Origin of the sequence: Gluconobacter sp. OJA (genome assembly GCF_039638325.1) — a bacterium.
In the GTDB taxonomy this organism is placed as follows: Bacteria; Pseudomonadota; Alphaproteobacteria; order Acetobacterales; family Acetobacteraceae; genus Gluconobacter; species Gluconobacter cerinus.
The window spans coordinates 185,555-205,856 of record NZ_JBDIWI010000002.1 but is presented as its reverse complement, the minus strand read 5'-3'; the positions used below and the strand labels follow the sequence as shown (position 1 = coordinate 205,856).

Below are 20,302 nucleotides of genomic sequence, written 5' to 3'. Positions count from 1 at the left end.
AGGCGCTTTTTTGTGCTCGGAAAGATGCTTTCAGGAATACAGACCGTCAGGAATGTCTTCATGCGCTGAGGCAGGTCCGTTGATGTCGAGCGGCACGGCCATGACAGCCTCAAGGCCCGGGGAAAGCGGCGTATAGGTGAGGGTACCACCAAGGCTTCCGACGACAGCCTTCATCATGCGTGTCCCGAAACCGCTTCCGTTCAGATTGATGTCATGACGGCCCTGATCAGAAACAGTCAGCGTCAGACGGTCGCCAGTGACGGAAAGCGAGAGGTAAAGCGGACCGGCCTGGCCGCCGTAGGCATATTTGCTGGCATTGATGACCAGCTCCGTCAGAACCAGCCCTACATTGATGGCGCGGTCTGCCGAAATGGAGACGGGTGACAGAACCATGCGAAGTTGTGCCTGCCATTCCTCGCCAAGTGAAGAGCAGAGCTCTTCCATCAACTCTTCAAGGTAGCGGCTCAGATCAACCATGCCCATCTGATCGCCACGATACAGACGCCGATGAACCAGCCCGATGGCTGCAATTCGGTGCTGGGCTTCAGAAAGGGCCTCGGTCGTTTCTTCGTTCGTGGACGTCCGGGCCTGAAGCTTCAGGAAAGATGCCACCATTTGCAGTGAGTTCTGCACACGGTGGTTTACCTCACGGATCAGGAAGTCTTTCTGTTGAATCAGGCTCTCACGTTCCTGAACTGTTGCCGTCAGGGTCGCATTCAACTCGCGGAGTTGCTGGGTCTGATAATCGGCAATCAGGGTACGGCGGAGACGACGGGCGGCCTGCTTCTGTTCTGTTGTCCATCGATGGGAATGACCCAGAACGGTCTGCTCCCAGGACTCAAAAGATTTGCGAGGATGCAGAATCCCGTCGTGGTCAGGTGCTCCTTTGTGAGGATTGCCAGCCCACTCAATGACCTGAACGATCTCGACCCGGCTCCAGACAAGCGTCAGGGAAGTTCGGAAAGGCAGTGTGATGGCCAGAATTCCGGCAGAAGCCTCGGGCCACATTTCTGCGGGAGGGTAGTCCTTGCCCAGGCAGGAGCTACAGAAAATCCCGCCGTTGCTGCCCAGGCGGAGCCAGTCACGAATGGCCAGGAGATCCGAATGTTCAGGAACCTTGCCAGACGTTTTGATCTCTTTCTGATCAATGACTGCAAAGCCATCGCAGGGAAACAGGCTGCGTAACTCCGTAACGGATCGCTGCAGATTGTCCTTTACGGACGCGGCAGGGTCGAAATGGGACGTCGCGAACTCAATCGCATTCCTCAGGCGCAGACGCTCCTGATACGTGATGAGTTCTTCCTTGTTTCGAAGCTGACGTGACATGACGCCAGCGAGCGTCCGGCATGCGGCTCTGATGTCCTCGGAGAGGATACGCGGTGTCGCGTTGTGGCAGGTGATCATGCCCCACAAAATGCCGTCCACGACCAGGGAGATCGAGGCTGAGGCCGCCACGCCCATATTCGACATATACTGCAAATGAACGGGTGAGATGCTACGAAGCTGAACATCACTCAGGTCGATGCCTGTGGTGCCAGCCTCAACAGGGCGAATAGGGGCAGCTTCGTAATGAATGTCTGGAATGACACGGATACGGTTGCGCAGATAAAGCGCACGCGCCTGCCGGGGAATATCGCTGGCCGGAAAGTGGTGGTTCATGAGGGATGGGAAAGCCTCATTGCGCTTTTCCCCCATCACGCAGCCAGAGCCGTCTTCCTGAAAGCGGTAGACAAGCACACGATCAAATTCGGTCAGCTTCGCGAAGACCTGTGCGCCGTGATGGCACACGGCGGCAATGTCCGGGCAACGCTCGAAACGATCAGCTGTGGCATCAATTTGACTGAAGATTTCCCACGTCAGGAAATTACGACTGTCCAGAGGCTCTAGTTCTACGAGAAGGTGCTCGCCAGAGACGTGGAACTGGGCATTGAACGTCTCGTCCTGCAGGCCGGAGACCCGGGTATTGTTCAGGGCCTTGCCGCCTGACTGTTTCAGCCCATCTGCTGGAATGTTCAGAAGATCAGGTAGGCTCTGGCCCAGCCAGTTCGGATTGAGGCGCGCTTCCAGATCGCCTGCGCCGGCAATAATCTGAAGAGTATCGGCCTTGGCAATCAGGAGAAGCCCGTAGGGCTGGATCGCATCGGGGCGATGGATCTGCTCACGATCACAGGATGTGAGCAGCGCATCTGAAAGGGGCTGCCCCGACTGGAGAGAGATCTTCGACGATAAGGTCAAGGTCTGAAAATCCCTCTTGGCGGAAATGCAGAAAGTGTTTGGTCTTGTCATCTAGGCAGGGGCTGCTCGAAAAGCAAACCCCTGTGAAAATACGACAATTCAACAGGAATATATCGTGAACCTTAAGGTTCTCGGCCCCCTGTTGTCAATTTGGCTTACTGCTGGATTGCGTCCTGTTGCATCCAGGATGCGACGTCCAGAGATAGAGCATGACGGCTGGCCGGGCGCGTATAGAGCATGTGGCCACCCTGATAGAGATGCAGGGAAACGCGGTCTGCTCCGACCGTCAGATGGTCCTTCATCCAGCGGGCTGTGCCGAATGGGCAGGCAAGATCGTAGTACCCGTTTGCAACGAACACACGCAGACCGGGATCAAGCGCCAGAAGACGGTTCAGAACCGGAATCTGATGGATGGGAGCGGGGCCGTTTTCGCTCCATTTCCAGCTTGAATTGACCTTGAAGGAGAGCAGATCATAGGTCAGCGGAGTCTGGAAACCGAGGTCGTTGGCGGCATAACCGGAAAACGCGTTGCCATAGGCCCGGCCAAAGCCGAACAGCGTTGGGTCAGGGCTCTCGTCCAGACCGTCTGCCGCAGGATCGGCAATCGTCTGCGTAAAGTCATACAGGCCGTGAAGGCGACCGTTCTGGGACATGACATCATGCGACCCGATAGCCGGAACACCATGCTGGCGCGTTACCACATCTTCCGGAAGGCCCGTACGGTGAGCGACTTCGGCGTAGAATGTTTTTCCATCTTCGCCGCTGGGGATTTTGCCCGCAACCTTGGGAAGATAAGTGCCCATCGCCCATTCATATGCTGCATCAGCCGACTGCTGGGTGACGTTCGGGCTTTCATGAGCCGAAATCAGGCTGGGGATCATGAGGGCAGCAGACAGAGGGTTCTCGTCCGTGTCCAGAAGCGGCATTTCGATGGCAGGAGACAGCATCACGACGCCGTTCAACAGAATTCCCTGTTCCATCTGAAGCGCATTGGCGACCTGGATGGAGCGGATGCCACCATAGCTTTCACCCACCAGATAATGTGGGGAGGACTGACGACTGTTCTTGGCTGTCCAGAGCTGGATGGCCTTGGCAAACGTGCTGGCATCCTGTTTGACGCCGTAAAACTGGTCTCCAGCCTTGGTAGTGTCGAGCGGGCGGGAATAGCCCGTGCCCACGGCATCGAAGAAGACCATGTCCGTGAATGGAAGCCAGCTATCCGGATTGTCACCAAGCTTCGCGTGGGTGCCGTCGGTTGCATCTTTGGGAGGCATGGTCAGGGCGACCGGGCCTGCGGCGCCAAGGTTCAGGTAGGCTGTCGCGGCACCGGGGCCACCGTTGAAGAAATACGAGACAGGACGCTTGGCGTCCGCTGCGCCATCCTTGGTGTAGGACACGTAGAACATGCGCGCCGTCGGCTTCCCATCGGGGCCACGGAGGGTCAGGGTGCCGGCATGCGCGGTGTAGGCGATGCCATTCAGATGATGCTTCGTAACGGAGTCAGTGGGAAGCAGAGCGGCTTCACCGGTAAAGCTGTCTGAGGCCTTGGCTGCGTCAGCTTTGGGCGTGTCCTTCGGGGCATCTGCCGCCAGGGCAGGAAAGGCAGAAACGGGGGAAAGAAGGGACAGGGCAAGCAACAGCGCGCGGCGGGACATCATCTGTCTGTCATCTCCGATGAGAATTGCAGGGTTGTTTCTGCCCTACCAGCACGGATGCTCGTCTGCCACCGGCCCCACATGAAGTTTTCGTCATGCGGGGCCGGTATCATCTTGTTACTGACCCTGAGGCGCCTTGATGTTGGGAGACAGCATCAGCCGCGGATCTGCAACGCGGTCATAGTCATCGGCTGTCATGAAGCCCAGTTCCAGAGCGGCTTCCTTCGGGCTCAGGTTCTTTTCCATCGCATGATGGGCGACCTGTGCGGCCTTGTCGTATCCAATGGCAGGAGAAAGTGCCGTAACAAGCACGAGGGAGCGGTCCAGATCCTGCTTCAGTTTGTCTTCGTTAGCGCGAATGCCTTCGACAAGATGCTGACGGAAGTTCTCTGATCCGTCATGAAGGAGCGTGATGCCCTGCATGATGTTGTGGATCATGAGCGGCTTGTACACGTTCATGTCGATCATGCCGGACGCGCCACCCAAACCAACAGCCACATCATTGCTCATGACCTGCAGGGCCAGCATGGACAGGGCTTCAGCCTGTGTCGGGTTGATCTTGCCTGGCATGATGGAAGAGCCTGGCTCGTTTTCCGGCAGCAGCAGTTCGCCGAAACCAGCACGAGGGCCGCAGGCCAGCAGGCGAATGTCATTGGCGATCTTGAACAGGCTTCCCGCCGCAGTTCGGAGGCAACCCGACAGGTGGACCAGTGCATCGTGTGCGCCCTGAAGGGCGAATTTGTTTTCGCCAGCCGTGAAGCCCAGTTGCGTCAGATGCGCGATTTCTCCGCAGGCGCGGGTGTCAAATCCGGGGTCTGTATTCACGCCAGTGCCGAGCGCTGTTCCGCCGAGAGCCAATGGAAGGAGGCCATCACGGGCCGCTTCAAGGCGTGCAATATTGTCTGTCAGCATCCCGACATAGCCATGCCATTCCTGACCAAGCGTAATGGGGACAGCATCCTGAAGATGCGTGCGGCCAACCTTGACCAAATACTTCCACTCTTCCGCTTTGGCAGCGATGGCATCCCTCAGTCTGGTGAGGGCAGGGATAAGGCGGCGATGTACACCCAGAACAGCCGCAATGTGCATGGCGGTTGGGAAGTTGCAGTTGGTGGACTGCGCCATGTTGACGTGGTCGTTCGGGTGCAACGGTATCTTGCTACCCAGCGGCTGACCCGTGAGCTGACTGGCCCGATTTGCGATGACTTCATTGACGTTCATGTTGAATTGCGTGCCAGAGCCCGTCATCCAGACATGGAGCGGGAACATCCGGTTATGCTGCCCGGTCATGATCTCATCGCAGACGGTATGGATCAGATCGGCGCGATCCTGGGACAGTCGACCACTGGCTGCATTGGCCGAGGCGCAGGCACGCTTCATGATCGCATAAGCCTCGATCATTTCCTGCGGCATCAGTTCGCGGCCGATGCTGAAATACTTCAGGGAACGCTGTGTCTGAGCACCCCACAGAACATCATCAGCAACTTCAATCTGGCCCATGCCATCGGTTTCAATACGGCTCATGCGGTCTGGAGCTTTCCTGCAGGACGGAGTTCATGCCTGCGCGGAAACTATCCCAGAAGGATCGGGGGGAAAACAGGGGAAGGGGTGCAGATGAGGCTGGGCGCGTGAAAAACGTTCCCCAGCATTGTCGGACGCAGACAATCAGCAGATGGCGCTTACGCTTGAAGCACAGACAACTGCTGACTGAGATGTCGGCCTTTAACGGCCGAGCCAGCGATCCCCACCGAAGCGATTGTGGGAGAACAGAAAACCCGCGCAAAGACCTGCGGCCGCAAAGACGATCGTCCACAGGGAGATCGGGAGGAGCATGGTCGAAACGGCTGAAAGCAGAACCATCCCTGCGAAGGCACAGATGGCGGATTCGATCATCCGGGGGCCAAAATGACGTTCAGCACCGCAGTTCGGACAGTGTTCTGCGGTCGACCGGATTTTTTGCCGGCAGACCGGACAGATTGTGACGGCTGTGGAAAGGGGTTCCATCATTGGCCGTGATTCTCCTCATGTTCACCGACGGCGATCCGCGCTTCCACAGCCAGGCGCCATTGCGCATCAGCCGGGGCGGCCGCCAGGGCACGGCGATACAGATCAAGACTGCTCGCGGAAATGTGCCCGTCCTTCTGGGTCTGGAGTTCTGCGAGCTGGATTGCAAGCTCTGGAGTGAAATGAATGTCCAGAGCCGATTTCCAGTCAGCGATTGCTTCTGAGGTCAGGCCAGCGCGCGCCTCGATCTGACCCAGCAGGACATGACCTGTCTCGTAGGTCGGATTGTCCTTTGGAATCGTGGCGACCTGCGCCTGAAGCTTCTGGATCATGACCATGGCTTTAGCGTCTGGCTTGACCTGACGGGCGCTTAGAGGCTGTGGCGGCAGGGACGGGTGCCCGTTCACGATATACAGCGCAAATGCTGCAACCGGGATGCCAAGACCAACGGCCAGAAGGGGGAGAAAACGCTTCGAACGGGCCGTTACATCTTTCAGGTCTGGTGTGGCGGAAGATTCGTCGGCAGCCAGAAGCCTCCGCTGGACCTCGATGCGGGCTGCCCCGTATTCATCTCCGTTGACGAGGCCCAGATCCCGGTCCCGGTCGAGTTCGGCGAGCTGGCCGCGATAGAGCGTCAAAGCAGAGTCCCGCGCGTCCACGCGACGGCGGAGACGGCGGAGGCCATAAAGGGCCGGTAGCAGCGTGATAGCTGCAACACTCAGGATTCCCAACCAGAACAAGACTTTACTCCCGGCCCGACAGGGCATCCAGGCGTGCACGCTCATCATCCGAGAGCGGCACAGGTGTAACGATGCGACGCCTCGTCGCACGCCACGCAATAACAAGACCGGCCACCAGAGCCAGAGCAGGCATCAGCCAGAGCAGGGCTGTGGACCATGAAAACTGGGGAGCCAGACGGATGAATTCGCCATAGCGATCTCCCATCCAGTCCATGATCTGCTGGTCAGACTTCCCCGCCGCCACCTGCTCGCGAACAACTTTGCGCAGATCGCGGGCCAGCGGTGCACTGCTGTCTTCGATGCTCTCATTCTGACAGACGAGGCAACGGAGGTGAGCACCGATGGCTTCCGCCCGCTTTTCCTGCACTGGATTGGGGAGCATTTCTGACGGGTCATCAACTGCGAGAGCGATGCCGCCTCCCGCCAGTGCCACAGCAAGCAGCAGGGCAGACAGACGTTTCATCATAGTCCTGCAAGCCTTGGCCGGATTTCCGCGTCATAGATTTGCGGATCGAGAGCGGCACTGCCATGCCAGAGAATCCGGCCGCCGGGGGCGACAAGAAAGCTTTCGGGAACGCCCGTTACACCCCAGTCGATGGCGACGCGGCCATGTCTGTCAGAAGCCACGCGAGCATAAGGTGTGCCATCACGCTGAACAAAGGCGCTCGCGTTTTCTGGCTTGTCTTCATACGCGATGCCCCAGATGGGCATATTGCGGGAAATGGATCGTAGGCCAGGCATTTCCTGAACGCAGGGAATGCACCAGGACGCAAAGAAATTTACCAGAACCGGGCGTGTTTCAGCCTTCAGCTCTTTATCCGTAAATCCGTCACCCAGCCCGGGCAGACCTGGCATGGCGAATTCAGGAATAGGGCGGCCGACATTCGGGTTTTTGATGGCCCGCGGGTCAAAGCCGCCGCTTTCCATTCCTTGCAGCATTTTCCAGAACCCGACGCCCAGAACGCCAGCGCCAACAATCGGAAGGGCCGTCAGGAGGCCGCGTCGTGTTGCATTCATGCGTGTCTCTCCTCAGGCTTTGGCCATGGTCCGTGCGGCAGACCGCTTCGGTGCGCCAACGCGCAGACGACGATCCGAGAGCGAGAACGCTCCGCCGATGGCCATAACAAGCCCGCCCAGCCACATCCACGGGGCAAGCGGGTTCTTGTGCAGACGTAGCACATAGGTCGCATCCGCGCCCGTTCCGTGCCGGTCTCCCACGACGCCATAAAGATCCGTGATGAAGTTCGTATGGATCGCGACTTCCGTTGTGGTCTGGTTCTGTGTGGTGAAGTCCCGCTTTTCCGGATGCAGCATCGTGACCAGTTTGCCGTTGTGGCGTACGGCAATATCTGCCTGCATCGCGCGGTAATTCGGTCCGGCATAGTCATGAACGTTGACGAGCGTCCAGTCATCACCGGCAAGGCTGCGGGTCTCGCCAACGTGGATCTCTACGATCGCATGCTGGGCACCAGACATTCCACACAGACCCAGCACGGTAATGCCTGCACCGATATGGGCCAGCGCTGCTCCCCAGCTTGAGCGGGGAAGGCTCTTGGCGCGCGCCAGCATCTCACTGAGGCTGGAATGACCAAGGCCAATGCGGCGCAGAACATCCGTGACGGAGGCCGCCATGACCCAGATCGCCAGAGCGCCACAGGCGATAGGCAATGCTCCAGAAAATTTCCAGAAACACAGGAGCAGGCCGATGGCCGCGAGAATGGCTGCAACAAACAGATGGGAGAATGTTCGTGCCAGTTGCGCCCGTTTCCACGGAAGCGCGGTTCCGACACCCATGGCCAGAAGAAGCGGAATTGTGAGCGGGATGGTTGCCGCATCGAAAAAGGGCTTGCCCACTGAAATGGTGCGACCCGCCAGAAGCTGCATGAATGGCGGATACATCGTGCCTGTCACAACAACCGCACAGATTGAGCACAGCAGGATATTGTTCAGAACGAGCGAGCCTTCTCGCGAGACGGGCGAGAACAGGCCGCCAGATGTCAAAGACGGCGCGCGCCATGCAAAGAGAGCGAGCGAACCGCCAATGACCAAAGCTAAAAGTGCCAGAATGAACACACCACGGGCCGGATCATTCGCGAAGGCATGGACTGAATTCAGAATACCTGAGCGGACAAGGAATGTGCCAGACAGGGAGAATGAGAATGTCGCAATAGCCAGCAGAACCGTCCAGATTTTCAGACCCTCGCGCTTTTCTACGACGATGGCGGAATGGACGAGTGCGGTTCCGGTCAGCCACGGAATGAGCGAAGCGTTCTCAACCGGGTCCCAGAACCAGTAGCCGCCCCAACCCAGCACATAATAAGACCACCAGGACCCGAGTGCGATGCCGCAGGTCAGGAAGCACCAGGCCGCTACGGCCCATGGGCGAACCCAGCGGCCCCAGGCGGCATCCACCCGGCCTTCAAGCAAAGCAGCAACGGCAAACGCAAATGGGACGGCAAAGCCAACATAGCCGGTGTAGAGAATGGGCGGATGGAAGGCGAGGCCGGGGTCCTGAAGCAGGGGGTTCATGCCCTGACCGTCCATGGGAGCCGGAAAAACGCGGTCGAATGGGTCTGAGGTCAGAAGGCAGAAAAGCTGGAATCCGGCTGAAACACCGCCAAGAATGGCCAGAACGCGGCCACGAAGAATGTCCGGGAGATTGCGCCCAAATGTCGATACGGCTGCGCCACAGACGCCGAGGATCAGCGTCCAGAGCAGCACGGACCCTTCATGGTTTCCCCAGACACCCGTGATTTTATACAGCAGCGGTTTGGAGGCAGCGGAGTTTGCCGCGACATTCTGGACGGAGAAATCATCCCGAACGGCGCACATGATGAGGCTGAAGAAAGAGATGGCCAGAGCGAAAAGCTGTGAAACCGCGAGAAATGGCGCCATGGCGACAAGGCGGGCATTGCGCTTGTGAGCGCCCCAGAGGGGAACGACAAACTGAATGAGTGCGAGAACGCAGGCGAGGGCCAGGGCAAAATGGCCCTGTTCTGGTCCAAACATTATGGCGTTCAGCCTCCGGTTTTCTTGGCTGTCATGGTGTCCCAGCTTGCCGCGTCAGGGGCTTTACCAAAGCGTGGGTCCCACTTGCCGGTACGCTTCAGTTCTTCGGCCACTTCTTTGGGCATGTAGGTCTCATCATGTTTGGCGAGCACTTCACTGGCTGTGAAACCACCATCCTTCTGCACCGTGCCGAGTGCCACGACGCTCTGGCCTTCGCGGAAAAGGTCAGGAAGGATACCGGTGTAGTGAACTTCGACTGAAGCCTGACCATCCGTCACGTTGAAGGAGTTTACCGGGGCATCGTGTTCCGTGATGCGGTGCAGTGAGCCCGCAACGACCATTCCGCCCAGGCGGATCGTGCGATCAGGCGCCGGGGGGTGCGCCTTGACCTGAGACGGGGCCATGAAGAACACGATGTTGGACGAGAAGGCCCTCAGCGTCAGGGCTGCCGCGGAACTGATGCAGGCGAGGCAGGCGATGACAATCCACAGGCGACGTGTCTTGCGGGTCATGATGCAGAGCTTTCACGGTGGCGGAGCTGGCTTTCGACAGCCGCCAGCCGGGCTTTGGCACGGCGCAGGCGCAAAGCCGCGCCGATACCGAGAACCAGCGAGCAGCCGATGGTGAGACCATAAGCTGCGGCGATATAGGGCCAGTGATTGGGAAGGTGCATCATGCTGCGGACCTGTCCGGACGGTTGAGCCTGGAGCGTGCCATCAGCTGACGCGCGCGGCTCTCGTGGATTGCGGCACTCAGCCGGGCGAAAATGACAGCGGCGACACCAAGTGTGAAGCCGATGGTTGTGATGAGAAGCGGCCAGAGCATCGTCATGGACATGGTCGGTGCACCGGTCAGCGTGATGCTGTCCGGCTGATGCAGCGTATTCCACCATTGAACGCTGAACTTGATGATCGGCAGATCGATGGCACCAGCCAATGCCAGAATGGCAGCAGCGCGCTGCCCGCGGGCAGGTTCATCGAAGGCCCGGATCAGGGCGATGTGCCCCAGATACAGGAAAAATAGCACGAGTACTGATGTCAGGCGCGCGTCCCATACCCACCAGGTGCCCCACATCGGCTGTCCCCAGAGGGAGCCTGTGATGAGGCAAAGAGCGGCTGCGCAGGCCCCGACCGGACCGATTTCAATGGCGGCGAGATCCGCCAGCGGATGCCGCCACACAAGGGAGAGAAGCCCGCAGACTGCGAGACCAAGGTAGCAGGAGGATGCAAGCCAGGCCATTGGAACATGCACATACATGATCCGGACTGTCTCGCCCTGTTGCCAGTCAGCGGGAGCGAAAAAGAGGCCCCAGACAATACCGACGGTCAGGAAGATGATCGCACCTGTGGATAGCCACGGCTGAAGCGCACGGGCCAGACGCAGGAATTGCCCCGGATTGGCATAACGATGGAGCAGATTGGGCGTAGGGCGCACGGGAACTCTCAACTCGGAGAAATATTTCTACTTGAAATAGTCCGAACCCCACGCATTCGGAAGGGGCGCATTGTCCCATTGTTCCTATGACTGTTATCACGTTTCACGGAAATGAGCGCGAAATGGGAACTTTCCGCAGGAGAAAGACGTGGCGTACTGGCTGATAAAATCCGAACCCGAAGCCTTTTCGTGGAATGAACAGGTTCGTAATGACATCGAACCATGGACCGGCGTTCGCAACTATCAGGCGCGGAACAATCTTGCGGCCATGAAGACGGATGACCTAGCGTTTTTCTATCACTCGGTGAGCGAAAAGCAGATCGTTGGTGTCGTCAGGGTCGTGAAAGAGGCTTATCCGGACCCGACTGCGGACGATCCGCGTTGGGTTTGCGTGGATGTGAAGGCGAATGGCGCTTTCACGACTCCAGTAACCCTGGCTCAGATCAAGGCAGATCCGGCTCTGGAAGAGATGGCTCTTCTCAGGCAATCCCGCCTTTCTGTCGCCCCGGTGACGGAGCAGGAGTTCCGGTATCTGACGAAAATCGGCGGGTGGGTCCGCGCCTGACGGACCCGTTCCCGGTCAGTGAATGTCTGACGCATCCCCATTGACGAGAACATTGGTCTGCCCGTTGGACGGGTGCCCGGCGTAGGTCAGAGGAAGATCTTCGCTGTGATAGGGCGCCGTAACGGGGGCGTTGAACTTCACCGGCATACCGAAAATGCTGAAATGGGACGGCAGGTTGTTTGTGCCGTTGGTTTTCTGCTCAGCATTGGTGCCCGGCATGCCGACAGGAAGGTGCGTCCGCACTTCACCGCTGAAATTTGCGAGTCTTTCCTCGGAGTCTTCCACGGCAACATAGCCGTGCGGCGGCGGAGGAGCTCCACCGTCTGGCAGTGCAACCTGCTGGGCGGGCGTCAGGTTCTTCTCTGGCGGGTTGTTCAGCTGATGCGCCGTTGACGGCGGGATCTGTGGCAGATCGGCTGTACTGTGGCTACGATGGGTATGATGTGGAGCGGACAGAGCCGGTGTGGCTGCTGTCACAAGGAGGCTGGCTACCAGCGGGGCAGACAGGATCCAGCGGGAAAATGTTTTCATAATATGTCCTTCTCCACACCCGGCCGGGGCACCCGTCAAGCAGGGGGCTTTCGTGATGCGATATGAAACCTGCTATCGGGTAAACGGTTTCAGGTCTTACGAACAGGAGTTTTGATCGTCATGACCGTAGAGAATGGCTCGCAGCTTCCGAGTAGCGAATTTGCATCACTGGCGCTGGACGGGGACTCGTTGGCCCAGCTTCAGTCCGTGCTGGAACGCGTCGAACAGGGGCGTGGTGTCCTTGTCCGTCTGGCGGATCTGATGGGAGGAGCCGTCGGGCAGGCTGCGCGACTCGGGATGAAAGGCCTTGGCCTTGCGCCCACGGTGCAACAGAAAATTCAGAAGACGGCTGAAATCGCGATTGAACGTGCTTTCAATATTGCGATTGTTGGGATCAAGAATGACGTCCCGCTCGTTCGTGAACCGTGGCGTGAGAACGCCGGACAGGCTGCTGTTGCCGTGTCGGGCGCCGTCGGTGGTTTTGGTGGAATTTTTGGACTGGCCCCTGACGTCGGGTTCACAACCCTGACTATCATGCGGGAAATCGCGCGGATTGCCCGTGAAGAGGGTGAAGACCTGCGTGATGAGGGAACACGCCGCGCGTGCCTTGAAGTGTTTGCACTCAAAACTTTTCCTGCCCGTCAGGAAGAGGAAGATGGGGAGCTCGGGTTCTTCTCCGCGCGTGCTTTGCTGCGTGGACGCCCGGTCGTGATGCTGATTTCCGAAGTGGCCTCTCATTATGGAATTGGCCTGTCGCGGAAGTTCGCGTTGCAGATGGTTCCTGTTGCAGGTGCGCTGTGTGGTGCTTCGCTTAACGCTGCCTTCCTCGCCCATTATCGTGCACTTGCGCGGGCGCATTTCACGATCCGTCGTCTGGAGCGCACTCACGGTCGCGCTGTTCACGAAGCTGCCGTGGACATCCGCTCAGGTGCTGCGTCAGAAACCTTTTCCTGATTTTTCAGGACGCTGAACGAAAGCTGGAAATATGATGCCGAGCAGTCTTGTCTGGCTGAGTTTCACATTGGTTCTGGCTGTCGTGCAGCTGTTTCTGACTTCAGCGGCCTGCCGCAGACAGGATAGTGTGCAGTGGGCCACGAGTAACCGGGATGGCGAAGCCCCGCGATACACAGGCGTTGCCGCCAGAATGCGGCGGGCACAGGCAAATTTTCAGGAGACGCTCCCGATCTTTATCGGGGCAGTCCTTGTGGCCCATGTGGCCGGCCGGCACGGAAGTCTGGTGACCTGGGGAGCAGGCCTCTACTTCCTGGGACGACTGGCTTATATTCCAGCCTATGCCCTGGGTCTGGGAAGCATTCGCAGTCTGATCTGGGGTGTGTCGATGATCGGGCTGTTTCTGGTTCTGGGCGGACTGATCTGACGATCAGCTTCGCTTGGGGCGAAGGCGCCAGAAGTCCAGCAGGCCCCAGAACACAATTCCTGCAAAACAGATTTTGACGAGTGCCATCAGCAGGCCGTCAGCTTCAGGGAGCAGGAAGCGTGCGAGCCCGAGCGGAATCAGACAGATCAGATAAACAAACGCTATAGGCAATGCAGTACTCCATCGAGATTGGAGTACTATGTACCACATCCGGGTACAGAAAGGTGAATAATCCCCCATGTGCTACGCGAAGCAGAAACCGGATGTCTGACATTACGCCTGAAATCCTGCTGGATGCTTACGCCTCGGGGATTTTCCCGATGGCCCCTGATCGGGAGAGTGACGAGCTCAGCTGGTATTTTCCAGAGGAGCGTGGAGTACTTCCGCTCGACGCAATGATTGTTCCCCGAAAACTGATGCGTACGATCCGGTCCGGCAAGGTTCAGGTTACATCGGATCGGGCCTTTGGGGATGTCATGCTCGCTTGTGCAGACCCTGCGCCGGGCCGGGAGGAAACATGGATCAGCCCGAAAATCTGTGACCTCTATGGCGCTCTGCATCAGCGTGGTTTTGCACATTCGATCGAAGTCTGGGACGACGGTGCCCTGGTCGGGGGGCTATATGGCGTTGCTCTTGGCGGAGCATTTTTCGGGGAGAGCATGTTTTCCCGCCAGCGCGATGTTTCCAAGATTGCATTGGTTCATCTCGTTGCAGGATTGCGAAAGGGAGGGTATCGCCTTCTGGATACGCAATATACCACTCCCCATCTGACAACGCTTGGGGGCATCGGTATCCCGGCGGCAGATTATCTGGCGCTGCTGAACCAGGCTTTGACTGTCCGTACCATCTGGCCGGATGATTTCAGTCTGCACGCCCTGCGCGATGACATCGCGTCTCTGCGCCCACATCCAGGAGAATCCTGATGATTTCATTCCTCCGGCGGCATCAGTCTGCTCTTCTCATTGGCCTGCTTCTCGCAGGCAGTGGCGGATCGGCTCTCGCTGATGACCATCCGAGACTGGCGCCCGCGCGTGATGCGACCGTGACCTATCACCTGTCTGCTCCGGCCTCCCAAGGGGGCGATGTGAAGGTCTATTTCTCAGGCTCGGGTGATCTTCTGCGGATCGACTCAGCAGATGGGCAAGGCATCACGATTCTGGACCGGCCGGGGCAGGTCGTGACGCTCGTGATGGTGCCGCGCAAACTGTACGCACATGTTCGTCCCCAGCACGGACTGCATAATCCGTTCATGCTGGATCTGGGCATGAAGTACACCAAGGGCGGTAAAGAGACGATTGCAGGGGCCGTTTGTGATCATTGGGATATCCAGACTGACCATGGCAAAGCTTCAGCCTGCGTGACAGATGACGGGGTCATTCTCGCCGAGGATGGTGTGGATGCCGATGGTGCCTCGGGTTCTATTCGCGCTGTAAGTCTGTCCTACGGGGATCTCCCTACCGCGACCTTCCAGCCCCCGGCTGGTTTCCAGGAAATTACGCCCCGCACAGCGTCTCGCCGTCAGGGGGGAGCCAGCAATCAGGCGAACACACTAACGCCGTCTCCTGTGCCGGAAGGTGGGGCTGCAGGCGATTCCAGTGTGCAGACGCCGGGTCATATTGCGGCAGAAGGTACTCCTGCCGAAACGTCAGGTCCTGCGGCTCCAACGCTTTTGCCAGGGCAGGTTGCGCCGTCACAGGATACAACCCAGCCATCTGTTCCTAATGATTCGGCTGGCGACGGAACTGTCTCCTCACCGGATCAGCCGCCAAGCGGACCAGTAAACGGTGGCATGAAAGAATGAAGCGTATTTCTCTGGTCGCCGCCTTTAGCTTGGCTGTTCTCGTAGTCGGCGCAGCGAGCGCTGCTGACACCATGACGGCCCCCTTTGTCACACCGATGCACGATGCGGATATCGATTACATCATGGTGGGGCCGGGAGGGCAGCATCTGCACCAGCGGATGCGCTGGAATTCGCAGATGTGGCGTCAACGCGTTGATCCGGAAGGGGCCGCAACGGTCATGCTGACGGATTACCGGCTTCATCGTCTGATGGTTCTGGATACGGCTCTGAAAACCGCCACGGTCACCGAGGCGCCGGGCGAATCGTTTTCCGCTCCGGGAACACCTGCGCCAGGGGCGTGGAAACAGGTCGGTCCGGCCACAATTGCTGGGGAGCCGTGCGTCATCTGGGAAGCCGCGGACACCGACAACAAGCCCACAGACTTCTGTTACACGGCGGATGGTCTGCTGCTCGGCGCGACCCAGAGCGGACGGCTTGTGGTACAGGCTGCCTCGGTAAATCGAGCGTCTCAGTCAGCAGAACTCTTTGATCCACCAGCCGGTTATCACCGGATTGACCCGAAGCACTGAGAGCGGCGGGCAATAGTCATAATTTGAGAAAATCTTGCCATGATTGTTGCCTTTTCCTGCCATTTTCGTGTGGCAGATTTCTTCTCACAGGACGGACAGGATCTCTTCTGACCCCCCGTCTGACGTAATGAGGAGATTTGCCATGCGTCGCATCACCCGTGCAGTCCTTCTGGCTGCGCCCCTGCTGATCGGCACGGCAGTAGTTGCCCCGAATGCCGTAGTTCCCGCCGCTGAAGCTCATTGGCATGGCGGATATGGCGGCCCCGGATACGGTGGCCCAGGGCGTGGATATTATGGCCCGGGACCGGGCTGGCATCGTGGCGGTCATCGTGGAAATACCGGTGCCGTTGTCGGTGGCATTCTAGGCGGTCTGGCAATCGGTGCCGTTGGTGGCGCCATGCTGAGCAACTCTTATGGTCCGCCACCACCGCCGGTCGTGTACGCCCCGCCGCCACGTGTGGTTTATGCGCCACCGCCGCCGGTCGTTTATGCTCCGCCGCCGCCAGTTGTGGTTTATCCGCAATACTGAGCCCTTTTTACCCTTCGTCCGCCTTGATCGGGCGAAGGGTGTCAGGCAATCATGGTGCCTATGACAGATCATGCTCTTCAGGTGGGCGACCAGGCCCCTGCGTTTTCGCTTCCCGTCTCGGGAGGCGGTGCCGTCAGCAGCGATGCGCTGAAGGGTAAGCCATATCTGCTTTATTTCTATCCGAAAGCTGACACGCCCGGCTGTACGACGCAGGCCTGCTCCATTCAGGAGAACCTGCCGTCTTTTGACAGTGAAGGCCTCACCATTATCGGTGTCAGCCCAGATGCCGTCTCAAAAATTGAGCGCTTCGCTGCAAAGTACTCCCTGACATTCCCGTTGGCGTCGGATGAAGACCATGTGGTGGCTGAGGCTTATGGTACGTGGGTTGAGAAATCCATGTATGGCCGCACCTACATGGGTATGGAACGCAGTTCTTTTCTGGTGGATGGGAGCGGCGTCATCCGCCACATCTGGCGCAAAGTTAAGCCTGCTGAGCACTCTGCCCTTGTGGCAGAAGCGTTCCGGAGCCTGACCTCAGGGGCCTGAGAGCCTCTCCAGCCATCTCTTTCACAGACAGGGAGAACGCCGGAGGCTTCCCGGCAAACCAGTCATGGCCCTGCCTGATCCTTACACACCTGGCCCGTTTCATTTGCCCCGTCATCTGCATGTTGCACGGTGGGCCTGCATTGCCTTTGTCGCTCCTGTCGCCGTGGCCGTGGCGCTGTCGGCTGTCCTGTTGTGGAAGTTGGCACATGGGCCAGTCGATATCACAGCAGTTTCACGTCTCATTGAACCGGTGTCTGTCGTCGCAGGCAAAAAGCCGGGGCATCCCGCCGGGCGCCTTTCGTGGTCCCGGCTGCGTGTTCAATGGCAACCAAGCTCAGGTGGTATTTCTGCGGGGCTGATGCTTGAAGCACGCGGGCTGACGGTTGCCCGGCTGGATGGCACGCCTGCCGAACAGGCTGGTGAGGCCGATACGGTTCTGGCACTTGCGCCGCTTCTGCACGGCATCATCGCCCCACGCAGATTGCGCCTGCAGGACGTCACGTTGGTTTTGCGTCGTCAGCCGAATGGCGATGTCGATCTGGATCTGCCATCCCAGAAACACGGCGGCCGCGGTGTTCCGACACAGATGGACCGATTGGCGGCCCTGGACCTCAAGAACGTCAGCATTACGCTGCTAGGGCTTCCCAATGGACAACGACTGCTATTGGGGCCGATTGAAGCACACGGGCAGCGGCTGAAAGTCGCTGCTGCGTCTCATGATTACCTATGGAATGGTTGGTGGCGCAGTTCCGTGCGCGTTGGGTCATTCCAGACGCTCCTGACGGCAAAAGGCGGACAGACCTCCGCGACCACTGGCCAGTGGCATCTGACGTCCACGACGTTCCGACCGTCCGGGTTGAATATGTTCGCTCCGGCTCTGGCGGCATGGGACGTCCCGCTGACCGTTGGCGCGGACATTCATGTCGTGCCTCATGGCATGGGAGAGCTTCCAGCCAGCATTGAGATGCAGGTTGCGCTTGGAGCCGGGCATGTTGCGCAGAAAGAGGCGCTGCCCGTTGATCTGCGTGACGGCAAGGCATCCCTTCATCTGGTTATGGCAAAACCTGGCACAGAGGGGGCCGCAAGGCTTTCCGTTCCTGACTGTTCGCTGACGCTTGCTGATACCAATAATGCCCTGACGCACCTTCATGCGACTGCTGATCTGACCGTCAATGATCTCCAGCATATTCACGTGCTGGATGGAGATGCCACGGCCAGTCTAGATGGGTTTGATTTTGCGACGCTCGGGAGCGTTTGGCCTGCTGGTATCATCAGGGGCGGGCGGAAATGGATCGCTGCTAACATCACCAGCGGGCAGGGCCGGGACCTGATGGTCCGAACCCATCTTCATACGAGCGATGGGCTGTCGCACATCCTCCCCACCAGCATGGATGGTCAGTTGCTCGGCCATGACCTGACCGTGCACTGGCTGCGGCCTGTGCCGCCCGCGACGGGGATTGATGCACGTCTCGGGTTTGATGGATTTGATACGCTGGTTCTTGATCTGGAGCATGGTCAGCAGGCCACGCCAGATGGAATCATTAACATCCCTGACGGTCAGGTGCGCATTGGCAATCTGTACGAGAAAGGCCCGACGACAGGGGACATCAAGACCCATCTTCAGGGATCGGTCGCAGCTTTTCGGGATATTCTCTCTCATCCCAGGCTGCATCTTCTGTCACGGCATCCGCTTCCGTTCACGGAGCCTTCCGGGACTATTGATGCTCAGGCTCGGCTAACGCTGCCGCTGACGGCGCGTCTCAAAAACAGTGACATTCACGTTCAGGCCAAAGCGTCATTCGCCAACGTGCATCTGGGCAATGTTCTGATGGGGCGGCCTGTTGATGGAGCGTCCGGCACACTGGGGGCGACGGAAAACGGACTTAACCTGACAGGGGATGGGCGGTTATCGGGCATTCCTGTCCATGTCGCGCTGGATGAAAATTTCCAGCAGGGAGCGCCGGGAAGGGTGTTGCAGGATATTCGTGCAACGGCGCTTCTGGATCCCCTGTCTGCAGTGAAGTCGCATCTTGTGCCGGCGGGTTTGTTCACGGGGCAGGCCACGCTTTCAGCGCATTACATTGAGCATGCTGATACGCTTGCGGATCTTGCTCTTTCCCTGAACATGGAGAAGGCCGGAATTACTGTTCCGGTCTGGACCAAGCCTGAAGGGGAAGCAGCTGTCGCGTCTGCCCATATTGGCTTTCGGGGCCATGACATGGTGGCGTTGGATGGGTTGCAGGCGCATGGTCAGACACTTTCTGTCGCAGGTCGCGGCGTAACGCAGGCCGGACGGTTAAGCAGCATCATTATTGAAGGATTCCGTCTGGGCCGAAGCGAAGGTGACGCCCAGATTACGTTACCGAGGGAGCCGTCCGCTCCCATTCAGATCGCGCTGGACGCTGATCCGCTGGATCTTGCGCCACTCTTCGATCCAGCCTCGCGCAAGGCTGCCCGGGATGCCGCAGAGGCTGCGTCACGCGAAGCGGGGAGTCCTGCTGCCGATAAAACCTCCGGTGTCGGAGATGCCTGGTCCATCGATCTGCACGCCCCGCGGGTTTATTTCGGTCCTAAAGGGCTGGTTGGGGGCGTCGTGTCGCATATCGAACTACGAAACGGCAGCCTGACATCTGGACGATTTGCACTGGATGCCCCGTCGCGTGTGAGAGCCGTTCTGGCCGATACAGGCCGGAGGCAGCCCTTCGTTCTGGATGTGGACAATCTGGGAGCACTGCTGAAAGGGCTGGGCTTATATGATCGGATCGGCGGTGGCGCGGCACATCTGGATGGGAATTTCCTGCGCGAGAAAGCTGGCACGTCGGGCCTTGGGCTGGGACTTCCGCCTTTCCGGGGGCAGTTGGAAATCGGGCCGTTCCAGTTCCTGCAGCCGCCCTTTACCCTGACAGCCGTTTCCGATCTTTCCCCGCTGCACTGGTCGCAAAGCCGCACAGATCGTTTCAGCGTAAGCCACGTGTCCACGAAGATTGCTCTGGAAGGGCGAAAACTCGTCCTGCGCGATGGAACAATCGGGAATCAGGCTCTTGGCGCCACTGTAGAAGGGCCGGTGGATCTGGATACGTCAGCGCTGGCTCTGCATGGCACTATTGTGCCACTCTTTGGCCTGAACGCGCTGCCGGGGAAGCTGCCGGGGATCGGGCATATTCTGGCGCCAGAGAAGGGCGGCGGTGTCTTGGCCGCGACATTTGATGTGACGGGTGTTGTTGGTCAGCCTGAGTTGACCGTCAATCCGCTTTCCATGCTTCTTCCTGGAGCTTTACGGAAAATTCTCCAGTAGGCGCTCTTCCT

Annotated in this window: 22 protein-coding genes; 9 read left to right on the top strand and 13 right to left on the bottom strand. The window is 58.7% G+C overall.

Annotation, left to right across the window (positions count from 1 at the left end; translation table 11 throughout):
* Window positions 1-30: 30 nt before the first annotated feature.
* The 11 genes from ABDK75_RS11375 to ccmC form a co-directional block, all read right to left on the bottom strand.
* The gene (locus ABDK75_RS11375) at window positions 31-2,235 is read right to left on the bottom strand and encodes a histidine kinase dimerization/phosphoacceptor domain -containing protein (protein WP_346005946.1); all 2,205 of its coding nucleotides are present in this window, start codon (window positions 2,233-2,235) and stop codon (window positions 31-33) included.
* A 155-nt stretch (window positions 2,236-2,390) separates the two neighbouring features.
* Window positions 2,391-3,893 (bottom strand): S10 family serine carboxypeptidase-like protein, encoded by a 1,503-nt coding sequence (locus tag ABDK75_RS11370; protein WP_346005945.1) that lies wholly within the window; start codon window positions 3,891-3,893, stop codon window positions 2,391-2,393.
* Between the two features lie 114 nt (window positions 3,894-4,007).
* On the bottom strand, window positions 4,008-5,414 hold the full coding sequence (locus tag ABDK75_RS11365; RefSeq protein WP_346005944.1) for a class II fumarate hydratase: 1,407 nt from the start codon (window positions 5,412-5,414) through the stop codon (window positions 4,008-4,010).
* A gap of 198 nt (window positions 5,415-5,612) precedes the next feature.
* Entirely contained in the window at window positions 5,613-5,897 is a 285-nt protein-coding gene (locus ABDK75_RS11360) for a hypothetical protein (RefSeq protein WP_046899971.1), read from the bottom strand.
* Window positions 5,894-6,634, bottom strand: coding sequence for a c-type cytochrome biogenesis protein CcmI (ccmI, locus tag ABDK75_RS11355; protein WP_346005943.1), 741 nt, complete (start codon window positions 6,632-6,634; stop codon window positions 5,894-5,896). The genes ABDK75_RS11360 and ccmI overlap by 4 nt, the downstream gene beginning before the upstream one ends.
* Before the next feature lie 4 nt (window positions 6,635-6,638).
* Entirely contained in the window at window positions 6,639-7,097 is a 459-nt protein-coding gene (locus tag ABDK75_RS11350) for a cytochrome c-type biogenesis protein (RefSeq protein WP_046899969.1), read from the bottom strand.
* Window positions 7,097-7,651, bottom strand: coding sequence for a DsbE family thiol:disulfide interchange protein (locus tag ABDK75_RS11345; protein WP_046899968.1), 555 nt, complete (start codon window positions 7,649-7,651; stop codon window positions 7,097-7,099). Before ABDK75_RS11345 ends, ABDK75_RS11350 begins: the two co-directional genes overlap by 1 nt.
* Window positions 7,652-7,663: 12 nt before the next feature.
* The gene (locus ABDK75_RS11340) at window positions 7,664-9,643 is read right to left on the bottom strand and encodes a heme lyase CcmF/NrfE family subunit (RefSeq protein ID WP_346005942.1); all 1,980 of its coding nucleotides are present in this window, start codon (window positions 9,641-9,643) and stop codon (window positions 7,664-7,666) included.
* A gap of 8 nt (window positions 9,644-9,651) precedes the next feature.
* Window positions 9,652-10,155 (bottom strand): cytochrome c maturation protein CcmE, encoded by a 504-nt coding sequence (ccmE, locus tag ABDK75_RS11335; RefSeq protein WP_064273832.1) that lies wholly within the window; start codon window positions 10,153-10,155, stop codon window positions 9,652-9,654.
* Window positions 10,152-10,319, bottom strand: a complete 168-nt coding sequence (locus tag ABDK75_RS11330; protein WP_143412318.1) for a heme exporter protein CcmD — start codon at window positions 10,317-10,319, stop codon at window positions 10,152-10,154. The genes ccmE and ABDK75_RS11330 overlap by 4 nt, the downstream gene beginning before the upstream one ends.
* Complete coding sequence (ccmC, locus tag ABDK75_RS11325) at window positions 10,316-11,077, bottom strand: heme ABC transporter permease CcmC (RefSeq protein WP_086634380.1); 762 nt, start codon at window positions 11,075-11,077, stop codon at window positions 10,316-10,318. The genes ABDK75_RS11330 and ccmC overlap by 4 nt, the downstream gene beginning before the upstream one ends.
* Window positions 11,078-11,225: 148 nt before the next feature.
* Here ccmC and ABDK75_RS11320 point away from each other — a divergent pair, with 148 nt between their 5' ends.
* Window positions 11,226-11,642: an EVE domain-containing protein gene (locus tag ABDK75_RS11320; RefSeq protein ID WP_211495962.1), complete on the top strand. Its 417-nt coding sequence runs from the start codon at window positions 11,226-11,228 to the stop codon at window positions 11,640-11,642.
* A 15-nt stretch (window positions 11,643-11,657) separates the two neighbouring features.
* Here ABDK75_RS11320 and ABDK75_RS11315 read toward each other — a convergent pair whose 3' ends face one another.
* Window positions 11,658-12,173, bottom strand: a complete 516-nt coding sequence (locus ABDK75_RS11315; RefSeq protein ID WP_215765878.1) for a hypothetical protein — start codon at window positions 12,171-12,173, stop codon at window positions 11,658-11,660.
* Between the two features lie 120 nt (window positions 12,174-12,293).
* Here ABDK75_RS11315 and ABDK75_RS11310 point away from each other — a divergent pair, with 120 nt between their 5' ends.
* The gene (locus tag ABDK75_RS11310) at window positions 12,294-13,127 is read left to right on the top strand and encodes an EcsC family protein (RefSeq protein WP_215768406.1); all 834 of its coding nucleotides are present in this window, start codon (window positions 12,294-12,296) and stop codon (window positions 13,125-13,127) included.
* A gap of 31 nt (window positions 13,128-13,158) precedes the next feature.
* Window positions 13,159-13,551, top strand: coding sequence for an MAPEG family protein (locus ABDK75_RS11305; protein WP_346005941.1), 393 nt, complete (start codon window positions 13,159-13,161; stop codon window positions 13,549-13,551).
* A gap of 3 nt (window positions 13,552-13,554) precedes the next feature.
* Here ABDK75_RS11305 and ABDK75_RS11300 read toward each other — a convergent pair whose 3' ends face one another.
* A complete protein-coding gene (locus ABDK75_RS11300; RefSeq protein ID WP_157091174.1) occupies window positions 13,555-13,722 on the bottom strand; it encodes a hypothetical protein in 168 nt (55 codons plus the stop codon).
* A gap of 92 nt (window positions 13,723-13,814) precedes the next feature.
* Here ABDK75_RS11300 and aat point away from each other — a divergent pair, with 92 nt between their 5' ends.
* The 6 genes from aat to ABDK75_RS11270 all read left to right on the top strand — a co-directional run bounded on the left by aat (window position 13,815) and on the right by ABDK75_RS11270 (window position 20,291).
* Complete coding sequence (gene aat / locus ABDK75_RS11295) at window positions 13,815-14,474, top strand: leucyl/phenylalanyl-tRNA--protein transferase (RefSeq protein WP_211507318.1); 660 nt, start codon at window positions 13,815-13,817, stop codon at window positions 14,472-14,474.
* Complete coding sequence (locus tag ABDK75_RS11290) at window positions 14,474-15,352, top strand: hypothetical protein (RefSeq protein WP_346005940.1); 879 nt, start codon at window positions 14,474-14,476, stop codon at window positions 15,350-15,352. Before aat ends, ABDK75_RS11290 begins: the two co-directional genes overlap by 1 nt.
* Window positions 15,349-15,921 (top strand): hypothetical protein, encoded by a 573-nt coding sequence (locus ABDK75_RS11285; RefSeq protein ID WP_346005939.1) that lies wholly within the window; start codon window positions 15,349-15,351, stop codon window positions 15,919-15,921. Before ABDK75_RS11290 ends, ABDK75_RS11285 begins: the two co-directional genes overlap by 4 nt.
* Before the next feature lie 142 nt (window positions 15,922-16,063).
* Complete coding sequence (locus tag ABDK75_RS11280; protein ID WP_046899957.1) at window positions 16,064-16,450, top strand: hypothetical protein; 387 nt, start codon at window positions 16,064-16,066, stop codon at window positions 16,448-16,450.
* A 60-nt stretch (window positions 16,451-16,510) separates the two neighbouring features.
* Window positions 16,511-16,996, top strand: coding sequence for a thioredoxin-dependent thiol peroxidase (gene bcp / locus ABDK75_RS11275; RefSeq protein WP_211516051.1), 486 nt, complete (start codon window positions 16,511-16,513; stop codon window positions 16,994-16,996).
* A gap of 64 nt (window positions 16,997-17,060) precedes the next feature.
* Window positions 17,061-20,291, top strand: coding sequence for an AsmA-like C-terminal region-containing protein (locus ABDK75_RS11270; RefSeq protein WP_346005938.1), 3,231 nt, complete (start codon window positions 17,061-17,063; stop codon window positions 20,289-20,291).
* The last annotated feature ends 11 nt before the right edge of the window (window positions 20,292-20,302 follow it).